The organism is Sphingobacterium sp. 1.A.5 (assembly GCF_002734235.1).
GTDB classification, from domain to species: Bacteria; Bacteroidota; Bacteroidia; order Sphingobacteriales; family Sphingobacteriaceae; genus Sphingobacterium; species Sphingobacterium daejeonense.
Genome location: NZ_PEBA01000056.1, coordinates 157,391 through 171,442, shown reverse-complemented (window position 1 = coordinate 171,442; position 14,052 = coordinate 157,391). Strand labels below are relative to the sequence as shown.

Annotated in this window: 10 protein-coding genes and 1 riboswitch; of the genes, 3 read left to right on the top strand and 7 right to left on the bottom strand. The window is 34.6% G+C overall.

Annotation, left to right across the window (positions count from 1 at the left end):
* Nucleotide 1: 1 nt before the first annotated feature.
* Together CRT24_RS16500 and fabG are read right to left on the bottom strand one after the other, a co-directional pair.
* Entirely contained in the window at nt 2-982 is a 981-nt protein-coding gene (locus CRT24_RS16500; protein WP_099372277.1) for an acyl transferase, read from the bottom strand.
* Nucleotides 983-1,064: 82 nt separating this feature from the next.
* The gene (gene fabG / locus CRT24_RS16495) at nt 1,065-1,808 is read right to left on the bottom strand and encodes a 3-oxoacyl-[acyl-carrier-protein] reductase (RefSeq protein WP_099372276.1); all 744 of its coding nucleotides are present in this window, start codon (nt 1,806-1,808) and stop codon (nt 1,065-1,067) included.
* Nucleotides 1,809-2,043: 235 nt separating this feature from the next.
* On the opposite strand from fabG, the gene CRT24_RS16490 reads away from it, so the two are divergent.
* The 3 genes from CRT24_RS16490 (at nt 2,044) to CRT24_RS16480 (ending at nt 5,404) form a co-directional block, all read left to right on the top strand.
* Nucleotides 2,044-3,540, top strand: coding sequence for a malate:quinone oxidoreductase (locus CRT24_RS16490; protein ID WP_099372275.1), 1,497 nt, complete (start codon nt 2,044-2,046; stop codon nt 3,538-3,540).
* A 4-nt stretch (nt 3,541-3,544) separates the two neighbouring features.
* Nucleotides 3,545-3,681, top strand: a riboswitch (TPP riboswitch).
* A gap of 36 nt (nt 3,682-3,717) precedes the next feature.
* Entirely contained in the window at nt 3,718-4,338 is a 621-nt protein-coding gene (pnuC, locus tag CRT24_RS16485; protein WP_218962655.1) for a nicotinamide riboside transporter PnuC, read from the top strand.
* A complete protein-coding gene (locus CRT24_RS16480; protein ID WP_099372274.1) occupies nt 4,331-5,404 on the top strand; it encodes an acyl-CoA dehydrogenase in 1,074 nt (357 codons plus the stop codon). The genes pnuC and CRT24_RS16480 overlap by 8 nt, the downstream gene beginning before the upstream one ends.
* Before the next feature lie 58 nt (nt 5,405-5,462).
* On the opposite strand, the gene CRT24_RS16475 is transcribed toward CRT24_RS16480, so the two are convergent.
* Genes CRT24_RS16475 through CRT24_RS16455 form a run of 5 tightly spaced genes read right to left on the bottom strand, consistent with a single transcriptional unit; the run spans nt 5,463 to nt 14,048 of the window.
* Nucleotides 5,463-6,737 carry a DUF4302 domain-containing protein gene (locus CRT24_RS16475; RefSeq protein WP_099372273.1) on the bottom strand — a complete coding sequence of 425 codons (1,275 nt, stop codon included), beginning with the start codon at nt 6,735-6,737 and terminating at the stop codon, nt 5,463-5,465.
* A 10-nt stretch (nt 6,738-6,747) separates the two neighbouring features.
* On the bottom strand, nt 6,748-8,022 hold the full coding sequence (locus CRT24_RS16470; protein WP_099372272.1) for a DUF4302 domain-containing protein: 1,275 nt from the start codon (nt 8,020-8,022) through the stop codon (nt 6,748-6,750).
* Between the two features lie 8 nt (nt 8,023-8,030).
* Entirely contained in the window at nt 8,031-8,876 is an 846-nt protein-coding gene (locus CRT24_RS16465; RefSeq protein WP_099372271.1) for a substrate import-associated zinc metallohydrolase lipoprotein, read from the bottom strand.
* A 17-nt stretch (nt 8,877-8,893) separates the two neighbouring features.
* Nucleotides 8,894-10,369 carry a RagB/SusD family nutrient uptake outer membrane protein gene (locus tag CRT24_RS16460; protein ID WP_144034602.1) on the bottom strand — a complete coding sequence of 492 codons (1,476 nt, stop codon included), beginning with the start codon at nt 10,367-10,369 and terminating at the stop codon, nt 8,894-8,896.
* Between the two features lie 10 nt (nt 10,370-10,379).
* Entirely contained in the window at nt 10,380-14,048 is a 3,669-nt protein-coding gene (locus tag CRT24_RS16455) for a SusC/RagA family TonB-linked outer membrane protein (RefSeq protein WP_257214070.1), read from the bottom strand.
* Nucleotides 14,049-14,052 lie beyond the last annotated feature (4 nt).

Sequence of the window (14,052 nt, the reverse complement as noted above, 5' to 3'; positions counted from 1 at the left end):
ACTATTGAACTAAAAGATTGCAACCTCTGATATCAGAGTTGTCAAATCTACCCAAGATTTCAAAAGAACCATCTTGATGGAACTTGCCCAGATCTTGAGTAGCTATAAATGAACAGGAGTAATAATTGGCAAGATCAATGACATTTATTGCTCCTGTTTTTTTATTGTCCAATAATGAAAGAGGATCATTTGTATCTCTGATCAAGATCTTCATCCATGGCGGTGTATGAAAGAGACCATTTCCTTTGGAGTATCCTTGGGAAAGTAGTTCAGTCATTCCATATTCGGAGTGAATGCTTTCAACATGGAAACCTGCACAGAGGATTTTATGCAGCTCCTCTCGAATCATCTCCTTCCTTTTACCTTTCATACCGCCTGTTTCCATGACAATCAATTCGGGGAAATCTATATTGAAGTTTTCAACGAAATCCAATAAGGCGTAGGTTACTCCAAATAAAACTGTCTTTTTACCTTTATCTCTCAGTGTACTTAGTGTGTTGAATAAATCTTGATGGTTGTACAGGAAATATCCACTCTCGGAGTTATTAGATCTCTTGATCAGATCATCAACCATATAGATTAATGAAGATCCAGATCGCTCTAGATAAGAAGGCAGCAGTGCAACAATAGCCATATCTTCAACATTTCCGTAGAACAGTTCAAAAGCTTTCCTGAAGCTTTCAATATACAGATTTACATCAGCTACAAGATGTTGGCTGGTGATCATTCCAGTTGTACCAGAAGATGAGAATGTTATTTCTGGAGATTTTCCATCCGTAATAATGTCCTGGGATTTGAAAAACTGAATGGGTAGAAAGGGGATTTCTCTATAGCTTTTGATTTGTGATTGATCCACTTTTAAAATATCAATATATTGTTTGTAAACAGGATTATTTGTTGCCTGATATCTGAATATATCAATGGCAATTTCATTAAACTCAGTTTCAGTCTTTATATTGAAAATTTTTTGTTGCAGTTCCATTGCTGCAAATATACAATAACCAAAAAGCAAAAAAGACCTCCGCAAGGAAGTCTTTTTATGGATTGATGAATAGGATTAAATTTTACAACATACCACCACATACAGGGATTACCTGACCTGTAATGTATGAAGATAGGTCAGATGCTAAGAATAAACAAGCATTTGCTACATCTTCTGGTTCACCAGCACGTTTCAAAGGAATGTTTGCTTCCCAACCTTCTACTACTTTTGGATCTAAAACATCTGTCATTTCTGTACGGATAAAGCCAGGTGCTACTACGTTTGTGCGTATATTTCTAGATCCCAACTCTTTAGCTAAAGATTTAGAGAATCCTATGATTCCAGCTTTGGAGGCAGCGTAATTTGCTTGGCCAGCATTTCCTTGAACACCTACTACAGAGCTCATGTTGATGATACTACCTTTACGGTTTTTCATCATTACTTTAGATGCTGCTTTAGACACGTTGAAAATAGATTTTAAGTTGATGTTGATGACATCATCCCAATTTTCTTCGGTCATTCTCATTAGCAGACCATCTTTGGTTATTCCAGCATTGTTTACGACGATATCAAGAGTTCCAAAATCGCTTACAATATCGTTTATCAGTTTATCTGCTTCATCGAATTTGGAAGCGTCCGAACGGTAACCTTTTACTTTTGTTCCGAATTGTTCAAGTTCTTTTTCTAAAGATTGCCCTTTTTCTACTGATGATAGGTAAGTAAACGCCACATTTGCACCATTTTGGGCAAATACCTCAGCGATTTTACGTCCTATTCCTTTTGATGCCCCAGTGATTAAGGCTGTTTTCCCGGCTAACAATTTCATATAAATAATTATTTATGTTCAATACTATAAAGTCCACAAAAGTGGAAAATAAACTGCATAATACAAAAAATGTTGCTGAATAGAAAGGTTGCCGTGCCAAAAAAATGGGTTTGTGGTAGAATTGAATAAGTAGGAGGGGGAATATTGATAAAATCACAAATATTTGAAACGTTTCTGACAAATTTATTCGCTTAAATATAAACTGAATATTAATTTTGTATTTCATTTAAAAACCATGGGTAAGAAAACAAAGAAAACGGAAGTCGACGTTGTATTGATTGGTGGAGGTATCATGAGTGCGACGTTAGGTACGTTAATTAATGAGCTAAGTCCAGACATAAATATTGAGATTATAGAACGTTTAGATGTTGTTGCTGCAGAGAGTTCAGATGCATGGAACAACGCCGGAACAGGTCACTCGGCCCTTTGTGAATTAAACTATACACCAGAACAACCTGATGGAAGTGTAAAAATTGATAAAGCAATCAGTATTGCAGAACAATATGAAATTTCTAAGCAGTTTTGGTCTTACCTAGTCGAAAAGAATATCATTAAAAATCCAAGTCATTTTATCCGTCGTGTACCACATATGTCTGCCGTATTCGGTGAGAAGGATGTGAACTTCTTGAAGACAAGGTTTGAAACAATGACTAAGGAAAACTTATTCAAAGGTATGGAATATACTGAGGATAAGGCTTTGTTGAAGGAGTGGGTTCCATTGATGATGAATGGTCGCTCAGATGATGAAGCAGTTGCAGCTACTAAAATGGAAATCGGAACAGATGTGAATTTTGGTGCTTTAACAAAAGATTTAATCACTTACTTAGATGGAAAGGATAATATTAAATTATCCCTTAATCAAGAGGTAAAAGATATAGACCGTGAAGATGATGGTCGCTGGGAAGTAGAAGTTAAAGACCTAAAAACTGGTCAAAAACGTGAAATCTTAGCGAAATTCGTATTCATAGGTGCAGGTGGTCACTCCCTATTATTACTGGAGAAATCTGGTATTCCTGAAGCAAAAGGATACGGTGGATTCCCTGTCGGTGGCCAATGGCTGAGATGTAACAATGAGGAAATCATTAAACAACATCACGCCAAGGTATATGGAAAGGCTTCTGTTGGAGCTCCTCCAATGTCTGTGCCTCACTTGGATACTCGATATATCGATGGCAAGCAAGCCTTGTTATTTGGTCCTTACGCAGGTTTTTCGACTAAGTTCCTGAAAAAGGGTTCATATTTCGATTTGCCAGCGTCGATTAAACTTTCGAATATTCGTCCGATGCTTTCAGCAGGATTGGATAACTTACCTTTGACAAAATACTTAATTACCGAGGTTATGAAAAAGCCTCAGGATAAATTGGATTCCTTGAAACAATTTATGCCAACTGCCAAAATGGAAGACTGGGAGATTGAGAAGGCAGGTCAACGTGTTCAGGTAATTAAGAAAGATCCAAAACATGGTGGTATCTTGGAATTTGGAACTGAAGTAGTTTCTAGCGCTGATGGTTCTATTGCTGCATTGTTGGGTGCTTCACCAGGTGCTTCAACATCCGTAGCGATTATGATCAATCTGTTGAAGAGATGTTTTCCTGATCGTGCAAAATCGGACTCGTACCGTAAGAAATTGAGAGAAATGATCCCTTCATGGGGTAAGAAATTGAATGATGATCCAGCGTTATGTGAATCTACAAGAGCGCGTACATCTTCAATTCTGCAGTTAGATAAATAACATAAGAATACTTATGGGGTGCTGATATGTCCTGTCGAAGAGACGGGACATATTTTTAGGCTGAGATTATACCCAATTCCGTTTTTTTGGAATGAACCTGATCCAGGTAATGCTGGCGTAGGAATAATAAGAATCCCTTCTTTAATCTCCATAAGTGCAAATCCTAATGCATATATTTTGGAGGAAATATTACAAAACATAATTCAAGCTTTTCAAGCAACCTCATGGTTGGAGCGTTTTTCTGTGCTTTGCGGCATTGTTCAAGTCTTGCTGTCCAAGAACAATAAGGTTTCTAATTACTTCTTTGGTATCCTTGGCATCACTAGCGGTATGATGGTTTTGTTCCATGCTAAATTGTATGCAGAAATTGCATTACAGATCTATTATCTCATTATGAGCATCTATGGTTGGTGGTATTGGGTGAGTAATAGGCAAGCTAAAGAACAACCGATCACCAAGGCTTCGAAATCTGAATGGATGGTTGTACTTGGTATTGTATTTATCGGATTCTTTATTTTTTATTTCTTATTAAAAGGAATTACTGACTCTGATGTTCCAATTTGGGACGCTTGGGTAACCTCTACTGCATGGGCAGGAATGTGGCTTTTGGCAAAAAGAAAGATTGAGAACTGGATATTGTTGAATATCAGCAACTTATTTGCAATACCGTTGTTAATCCATAAAAACCTTTATCTATTTGCTGCTTTGACAACCTTTTTATTTATTGTCGCTATTTTCGGCTATCTAAAATGGCGGAAAATTATGGGGCAAGAACTTATTAAATCGCAAAATGCTTAATCAAGATACGATACAAAGAATACAAGAATTACAAGCTTCGGGAATAAAAAATAAAGCGCTTACTCGAGATCAACTGGACCTTATATATTCAAATAATTGGTTCAACCTATGGGTTCCAAAAGAATTGAATGGTTTGGAAATTCCTTTTCCTAATGGGTTGAAGCTATTGGAAGAGTTGGCATATTGGGATGGGGGACTAGCTTGGACGGTTACCTTGTGTGCCGGGGCAAATATGTTTGCCGGCTTTATCGATCCTCAATTATCAAAATTGGTTTGGCAAGATCCTAAAGTCTGTTTTGGTGGAAGTGGTCGAGTAGGAGGAAAGGCAGAATTGATAGACGATAACTATGTTATTTCTGGTTTTTGGAGTTATGCGACCGGAGCACCTCATTTAACGCACTTTACATTGAACGCAGAAATAGTCGAAAAAGGACAAGTGTTAAAAAATGACGCTGGTGAATCTGTTTATTATTCATTTTTCGTCCCTCGTGAAGATGTATTGGTGCATTATGATTGGGATACATTCGGTTTGGAATGTACGGCAAGTCATTCTTTTTCCCTAGATAAGATTCAAGTTCCGAAATCACATGCGTTTATTTTAGACCCTGCCTATAAATCATCTGATTCAGCTCTTTTTAATATTCCTTTTATGCCATTTGCAGAATTGACTTTGTTAATGAATTATACGGGTATGTTCAGGAGATTTTTGGATTTAATAGAGAAATATTATTTCGAAAAATCGAAAGATCAAGTTTGGGCGGAAAAGTTTAGTAAATCAAGATTTAGGCAGATAGATGGGATAAGGAGTGAATTTGATACAAAGGTACAGGTTTGTAAAGAATTGGCTGGTAAAATTTGGGATGATGCCTTGTTGAATAAAGTTGGGGATGAAGAGGTTTTTGCAGAAGTAGGAAGGGCTTCAAGGGAATTAGCGAAAGAGATTAGGATGAATGTGGCAGAGTTAATGCCTTTGTTAGGAATTAGAGCAGCGCAGAAGGAAAATGAGATGAATATTGTGATTCGAAATTTGTTTACGGCGAGCCAACATAGTTTGTTGAATTTGTAAAACTAATAATAACCCATACATAAATAGAAATTTATGTATGGGCATTAAATTTTATTTTTTAATCTTGTTTTCTCATTACAGGAACATAATTTCCCCAAGTTAATGCATCTCTAGCGTCTACAAGATCCACACCTGCACCATTTCTTATGATATAAAATCCTTCTTTATTGTACAGAATTGGGGTTAATATTGCTTTTGATGCCATTAGTAATGGATTTTTTGGGTCGTCTTCAATCACATATTTAGTGAAAACTACTCGTCCATCCTCTGTATAATTGGTTAATTGAAGTTCAGCACCTAACATAAAACCACCGGCTCTATTTATGAATACGATCATTCCATGTAATCTTTCCGCATCTTCTTGAATAATTAAGGTTGGGAAAATTGCATGAACATTTAGTTCTGGCATTGCCCTTATATTGGCAATGTCCCTTTTGTCTCTTGTTCCAAATCCGGCATATGATCCCCAACCGAATCCTACTATGTGGCCATGGAAATCTTTTGTAATACTGAGGTCGTAGATTTTTGGTTTTGATTCATTTGTTATGGTAATACCATCTTCAAATTCGGCAAAATCAGCTTGAATGTTTTTGGGTTTTAACTTCTTTATTTCTACTCCGTTTACATTGAAAGTTTTATTGAGAACAATACCATCATGGTCAAAATAATATTTACTTATAAATAATTTAAAATCAGTATTTGTACCGTGATTAATAATGAATTCTTTTCTAAATGTATCTAATTTTATGTCAAAAGTATGTTCTCCTTTTCTGAGATAAAAAAAATACTTTTTCATTTCGAATGTTTTAATTAAATCCTTTCTATTCTTTTCAATATTATTAGACATTAAAGCCTGTTTTCTTTCATTTGTACTTTTAAATAATTTGAATTTGGTACCTATTTGATGGCCATCAAAGAAAATGGTGTCATTGTCTATTCTATTTAGAATGTATAGACTGTCTAAGTTTCTAGAATGTTCTAAAAGCTGAGCGAATCTGGTTGTTTTTGGAAAATGAAAGGTTGGTTTGTTATTTTTAATTGAAAAGATGATTTTACCTTTATTTTTTTTATAATAATTTTTAGAATAATCTGTTAAAAAGCTTATATCTGTGTCAGAATCAAAGTTGATATGACCGAAAAATATTGCTTTTGTAAGGCCATCTTCTAATTTGAATTCCCATCCATTTTCTTGATTTAATAATTCTTCTTTCAATTTTTCCATTTCTTTGTTTGGGTCCTTCCAAACTTTCTCTACTGGATTTTCCTCAAAGCTGTTTTTTGAACAATTGATAAAAAGGAACAGCAATGGAATTATATAAAATATATTTTTCATAACATTAAGTCTAATTGAATCTTACCCAAGTTTTACTGTCTTTTGCATTTACGAGATCATAGTCCGTAGGTCCAGTTTGGAAAACATAATATCCTGCTTCGTTAAACCAAACTTCATTAAACCTTCTGACAACTGAAATTAATTCACCGGGATTAAATCCGTAGGCTTCCATATATTTATTAAATTTCATCACTCCATCTTGGTCAATTATAGTTGAGAAAACAGGACCTACATATCTCATTCCTGATATATATAATAGATACATTGCATCCATTCTGTCAACATTTACGTTAGAGAGATATACACCACCAGCATAACCAGGTAATTCACGTAAAGACAAAGCCTCATGTTTTCCATTCACAGTAAACATCCATCGGGAATAGAATTGTTTATTTACTTCTCTGAAACGATTTGGGGCATGTTTGTCAATATATAAAGGCTTTTGAAGTGGTTCGATTTTAACTTTTTCTCCGTTAATCTTGAATGTCCCAGTGTTCTGTTTAGAAACGATATCAAAATTTGTTATTTCTTGAAAACTTACTCCAGCTAACTCCATTGGTTCTCTAAATAGCAGTCCATGTTCATTAGTGGTGAAAATTCCAATTTTTTGTTTAAAAACATCTCCTTCCATATAATAGAAACTCATTGCATTAATATGCGGAGAAATTGTAAAGGAAAAATCTTGATTGTTTATCCTAACTTTTTTATGATAGTGCTGAAAATCATTGATTTGACCAATTCGTGCATATGTTGCAAAAGATTTTTTTATAAAATCTTTATCCTGATCCTTAGTGGCTTTAACCAGGATTAATTTACTTCCATTATGATTCCCTTTAAGATGTATGGTATCTTTATTTAATTTTAAAAAAGCGAATTCAAAATCAGATACATGACCTCGACCTCTTGCACCTCCGAAAATTAATTCATCTGGATCAGATAATAGATGTAAATAAGTGTATGTATCGAAGGATAAAGATGGAGTTTGATCCGCAACTAGTCTATATGAGCTTTCAATGCCTGTCGTAGTATAGGTTTCATCTAACGTTCCGGAAGTAAATACTCTATTTTCATTTGTGAAGTTAAATTTAAAGGTATATGCTCTACCACCTGCGGGATATAAATATCCAATCCAACCATATTCAGCTTCAGTTAAAATTTTTGTATACTCATTCTGATTTTCAATCAGTTTTTTGTCAGGTCTTATAATGGTTAATTCTTTTTTATTACAAGAATAAAAAAGCAAGCCAAAAAGGACCATATTTATATATATAAGGTATTTTTTCATGATCTTATTTATAATACTATTTTACTTATTCCTTTTTCAACTTCTTTTTGTAGCTCTCTGAAATCTATATTAAAAGCATCTTTAAAGTATTTTACTATTAAGCTTTCCTTGAGCCTGAAAATATGCGCAGCATCTTTATATTCATCTACAATCCAATCAAATTCGTCTTGTCCGTGGATTAATAAATATGTTATTGTTTCTACAAAATCTTCTCTTTCTGATGATTTTGCATATGGAGTTATTAACCCCTGTGCATTAGCTGTAGGCATATCTGAATTAAACCAAGTTGGGGTATACCATTTGGTACTGATGCCTCTCCACTCTTCAGGATAGTGTATTGTTTGATGTAGAATATGTGCAAACTCGTGGTGAACAGTGTGCATTGTATTTTCTATTGAAGGCCTATTATCAATTAAAAATTCATTCATATTAAATAAGATAATTTTTGCTCCACCTTCTGCTAAACCCATGATTTCAGATCCATCACTTTGAAATTCTGGACTTCCTGTTAGAATAAATTTTAAAAATGGGAATTGTCTTAGAAAATTCTTAGAACCAACTTTTTCATAAGGCTCCATCCATACAGTCTTAATTGCTTTTAAAACAAATGGGACTTGACTTTCTCTAATTGGTACTAAGGTTCTGTTATGATTTAATTCGTATGGATTCCATTTATATTTGATTTCAATGTTATAAGGTTTGGTGAAATCTTTATATATCAAATTATCTATATCGGTTCGTTTCCACCTTTCTCCACCTAAATCAAATATTGTATCTTTTGGTAGGGCTCCTTCTTTTTCACAACTATATAATCCGAAGACTATTACTAGCATAATCATTAATTTTGTTTTCATAATTTTTGGTTTTTAACTTATCTAGGGTTTGGTTCGATACCTGACAATATGACTTCATCAGGTAATTGAAACATTCTATTATTACTTCCAGGATCGAGGATATAACTTTCATTTCCATTATATGACCAATGTTGTACTGGAATGCGATGTCTTAATACATCCATCCATCTTAGTCCTTCGAATACAAATTCAATTTGTTTGAATCGCAGAATTGTTTTTATTAGATTCTGTTCAAGGTCTTGGTCTCCATAAAAATTATTTATTTTGGTCACGTTTAGATCGTGGATATCCGACACATACCTTAAGATTTCTGAGTTATAAATGACTTTATGACTAATGAATGTATTTAAGAGGTTTATGGCTTCGTTGAATCTTCTTAATTTAGTAAGCCCTTCTGCCCAATTTAGTAACAGTTCGTCTGCCGTAAAAAGAGGTAACATATTGTAGGGTACACCAAAACTTGCATTAACATTAGTGGTAACAAAATGTTCTCGGAATTTTGGGATATGAATAACAGTTTCAGTAGCTCCAAAAAATGAATATATATATCGACCAGTCGTAATATTTGGGGCTAGAAATAGATTATAATATATAGTAGATGTAAATCCATATCTATTGCCAACATATGATCTTCCCCATAAAGAAGGTGTTTCACAAATCAATAGGTTTGAAGGATTTTCAGTTGAAGTATACCACTCTTGTTTGGTAAAATATTCCATTGAAATATGCTTAACACTATTGATTGGCCTTATATAAGATTTTATATCTTGCCCTAATGCTAATTCTGCATGTTTCACTACTTTTGCGTAATCACCTTTAAACAGATAAAATCTTGCCGCAAAAGCATTTGCAGAAGTTGTAGTGAAATGGAATTTAGGAACTTTATAACGACTGTTGTCCAACAATGGTAATCCTTCCACAATATCTTTTTCTATCTGCTGATATACATGTTCTACAGTTTTTCTTTCGTATTTTTTTAGGACTACTTTTTCAGTTTCTGTCACGTATGGAATACCAGGGTCTGAAGCCGCTGTCTTAGGGTCGTAATTTTTAGCAAAAGTCATTGCCAGCATATGATGAGCATAAGCTCTTGCTATTAAAGCTTCTCCTTTTAGAGGATTATATTCTTTTTTATTTCCTAATTTATCAATTGCCTCTAAAGCGTGATTAGCAGCACTGATGGCAGCATAACAAGCATACCAATAAAATGTAGGAGAATCCATATCCCTGCTGTCAACATCTTTGTACATCCAAGGGTGAATATTTGTAATATCACCTTCAGTTCTTCCAATCCCTTTATCGCCAGCATTATCTGATGCTACGTCAAAAAATGGGATATAGTTTCCTTTGGGGTATGCTGTTGTTAATAATTCGGCTATTTTATCATAAGAATCCAACTCTGTTCTTAAATCTGGTGGAGTTTCTAAAAATTTGGTACAATTCGAAAAGAAGAATATTCCAAATCCACATATAATTAATCTTAAAATTTTCATGTTATTATTTTTATAATCCAACCTTTAATGAAAGAGTAAATTGTCTTGGAAGTGGCAATGCTACTCCACCAGATCCGTAAAACTCAGGGTCTTGTCCATTCAGTTTAGGGTCTGAATAGATTAGAAAAAGATTATTTGCTACGAGGTTTAAGGAAAGATTATTAAACTTAGTTTTTTCCAATAATCTCTTTGGGAAATTATAACCTAATGTTACCTGCTTCATCCTAACAAAACCGCCATCTGCAATTCTTTCTGATGTATAGTTATATGCATTATACACTTGATCACCAGATAGCCTTGCATTTGTTCTAGCCGTGGCAATCGATGGTGACATGGATTCATTAGGCAAGACGAATCGGTTTAGAAATTCATGGGACATGGCGTCCAATTCTGAATAATAATTTCTATAAATTGGATTTAATCTTACTTTATTTCCGGCACTGTATGTTACTAAAAATCCTACTTGAAAGTCTTTGTAAGAAAATGTGTTATAAAAACCACCATTAAATGTTGGATCAACTGGTCCTTCATATTTCAAATATTCTGTATGGATGCTTTGAAGGAATATATTGTCAGATATATCACCACTTTCATTAACATATAAAGGAGTACCTAATTCTGAGTTTAATCTGACAAAATCTATTGAAAATAGGCTTCGATGCGGGTATCCTTCTTTCGCAGCCCCTACAGAACTTACTAAATTCCAAATATTAGGTTCATTTCGGACATCAGTAATTCTAGTTTTATTAAAAGCATTTGTTAATTGTGTTTTCCATTTCCAATTTGGTTTGTCTAATATGGTAGCTTTTAATAATACCTCTATACCTTGAGAGTCCATATTTGCATAATTTGCAAATTTTATAGGTTCACCACCGATACCGGAAACCCTCACAGGACCAATTAAATCGAAACCATTCCTATTATAGAAATCCAATATAACTTGGAATTTTCTATTCATAAAAGTTGCATCTAATCCAATATTTGTTTCATATTGCTTCTCCCAAGTTAAGTCACGGTTTTCATGATATTGTATGTTAATCGCTGGTTCTTGGTCTCTAATATGAGGTCTATTAACGGAGTTTGACCTTAAAACTAAACTTGCATTTGTAGCTGGTCCCATACTAGCGGTCAATCCGTAAGTTCCTCTTAAGGATAGGGTATTTATAAAAGATTGATTCTGCATAAACTTTTCTTGGTCTATATTCCAAGAGCCTGAAATGTTCCAAGTTGGAAGCCATCTTGCAACATTACTTCTACCTAATTGATTTGATCCATCATATCTTGCAGTTCCACTCAATTGATATCTTCCTTGAAATGAATAAGTGGCATTAGTAGCAAATGCTACATACCTGTCTTGAAACATTTCCATTTTGTAATAAGGGAAATTGCTTTCAACATTTCTTTTAATCATATTTGGATCAATGAATGGAACACCTCCTTTTTCAAATTGATAACCAAAACCAATTGATTCTTTATTCATTCTATCGAGATATCGGATTTCCTGAATCGCAAATGCTGTAAGAAAATGATTGTTGAATTCCTTGTTCCAATTCAAGCTATTTCGGAGATAGAAGCTTTTAAGGCCATTATCAGAAGTGATATACATTCCTCCATAGGGAAGAACTGTTTGAGGTCGACCTTCGATATTCTTAGGATCTCGATATAAAAATCTATTTGCGTCAGCTATCGTTGCATTTTCAAATCCAGTGACGCCGAACCTAGTACCTGCTCGGTATGCATTTGCAAGGTTTGAATTTTCATACATTTTGTGTTCATTTCCTGTACTTGCATATCGATAGGCGCCGATGAAATTATAATTTATGTTAGCTGGAAGTTTATAATTGACTTCGCCTTGTACTTTTAAATCTAACATTTTTAATTCCATATAATTTTTTTCAAGCTCATGCAGTATATTGAAGGGAGCAAAATTCATGGTTATAAATTCACGGTCACCATTTTGATCAAATGGAGCAACTACTCTTGAGGTATTTAATGCATAGGAAAATGGGTTTTTATCGAAATCTCTGGCAACAACACCAGTTACAGGATTACTGTCTTGGCCTAGTGTTCCGGGTGCTCTCTGATCACGGATAGACCCTGTAGATATTATCCCAATAGAAAGATTATCGTCAATTTTAAAATTTCCACGAATATTTGCAGTATATCTTCTTACACCATTAGATTTCGCCCAGCCATCATCCTGTAAAAATGATGATGAAATATAAGTCTGAACATTCTCAGTTCCATTTGAAAAACTTAAGGAATGTTCTTGCAATAGAGAATTGTTGAATAATGTTTTAAACCAATCGGTGTTTTGATATACATACCTATTTAAAAAGGCTTCTCTTCCTTCAACTGTGTTTTCTACCATCGGAGTACCATCTTCTTTCCAAGTCGTTAGCGCTCTTGAAAGGTTACCGAAAATCCCAGAATTCATATTGTTTCTGATCAAGGCATAATCTATAGCACCTTTTCTTGCCAATTCAGCATAAATGGACATTTGGTCGTAGGAGTTTAAAATATCAAACTGCGAATAAGATGGTCTTAGATAGGTTGTTGCATTTCCTAGATAGGATACTGCTTGTGTTCCGGCTTTACCTTTTTTTGTGGTGATGATAATTACGCCGTTCATGGCTCTTGCTCCGTAAAGTGATGTTGCTGCGGCGTCTTTGAGGATTTCAAAGCTTTCGATATCATCGGGGTTTATACCTGCTACAGATGATCCTAATAGGGTAGAGGCATCCCCAGTTGACAATTGGTCATTGGAAATGTTCACAACATCTTCTAGTATAATTCCATCGATTACCCATAGCGGTTTATTGTCACCGGTAATAGATGTTGCACCGCGAACACGTATCTTAGGGGCGGCTCCAAATGTTCCTGAAACATTCTGAACCGATACACCTGATACTTGACCTTCGAGCATTCTGGAAACATCCGGTACCCCGAAACGTTGAGCATCCTCCGCTTTGACTTTGGTTGCTGCACCGGTAAATTTTCTTCGGTCTATAGTCTGGTATCCTGTTGCTACGACATCGACAGTTTCGAGAGTCTGTTGGTCTCTTGTCATGGCTATATTCAGGCTTTTTCTTCCTGCGACAGAAATTTCTTGTTTTTGGTAGCCCAAAAATGTGATTACGATAATGTCGGTGGATTTAGCAATAATTTGATATTCACCTTTTTCATTGGTTGTAGTACTGGTATTTGTTCCTTTTATTGTGATTGATGCACCTGCTAAAGGATTGCCATTAATATCCTTCACGGTTCCTTTTATAATTTCCTGGGTTACTTCAGTGGATACAATTAGTTTATCATTCTTTTGAGATATGGTTATCTGATTGTTTTGAACTGAATATTCCAATTTATCTTGTGGAATAATTATTTCTAGGACTTGAGATAATGTTCCTTTATTGATATTAACGGTGACAGGTCCAATAATCTTGGTCACTCGGTCATTATAAAAGAATTGATAGTTTGTTTGGTTTTTTATTTCATTCAGGACCTTTTTGAGTGAGGCTTTCTGAAAGTTTAATGAAATTAGTTGGTCATCTGCTTTTACTATTATGGAATATACCAATAACAGTATCAGAAGTATAACAAATTTTGCCAGTTTAGAAAGGAAAGTTAAGTCAATACGTTTCCTTCTTACCATTTTTGTGGTAGCTAAATTGTACTGCATTTTA

Bases quoted from the DNA above. Each gene is read 5' to 3' on its own strand.
- CRT24_RS16480 (WP_099372274.1), top strand. From the start codon at position 4,331: ATGCTTAATCAAGATACGATACAAAGAATACAAGAATTACAAGCTTCG.
- CRT24_RS16475 (WP_099372273.1), bottom strand. From the start codon at position 6,737: ATGAAAAATATATTTTATATAATTCCATTGCTGTTCCTTTTTATCAAT.
- CRT24_RS16465 (WP_099372271.1), bottom strand. From the start codon at position 8,876: ATGAAAACAAAATTAATGATTATGCTAGTAATAGTCTTCGGATTATAT.
- CRT24_RS16455 (WP_257214070.1), bottom strand. From the start codon at position 14,048: ATGCAGTACAATTTAGCTACCACAAAAATGGTAAGAAGGAAACGTATT.
- CRT24_RS16500 (WP_099372277.1), bottom strand. From the start codon at position 982: ATGGAACTGCAACAAAAAATTTTCAATATAAAGACTGAAACTGAGTTT.
- fabG (WP_099372276.1), bottom strand. From the start codon at position 1,808: ATGAAATTGTTAGCCGGGAAAACAGCCTTAATCACTGGGGCATCAAAA.
- CRT24_RS16470 (WP_099372272.1), bottom strand. From the start codon at position 8,022: ATGAAAAAATACCTTATATATATAAATATGGTCCTTTTTGGCTTGCTT.
- CRT24_RS16460 (WP_144034602.1), bottom strand. From the start codon at position 10,369: ATGAAAATTTTAAGATTAATTATATGTGGATTTGGAATATTCTTCTTT.
- CRT24_RS16490 (WP_099372275.1), top strand. From the start codon at position 2,044: ATGGGTAAGAAAACAAAGAAAACGGAAGTCGACGTTGTATTGATTGGT.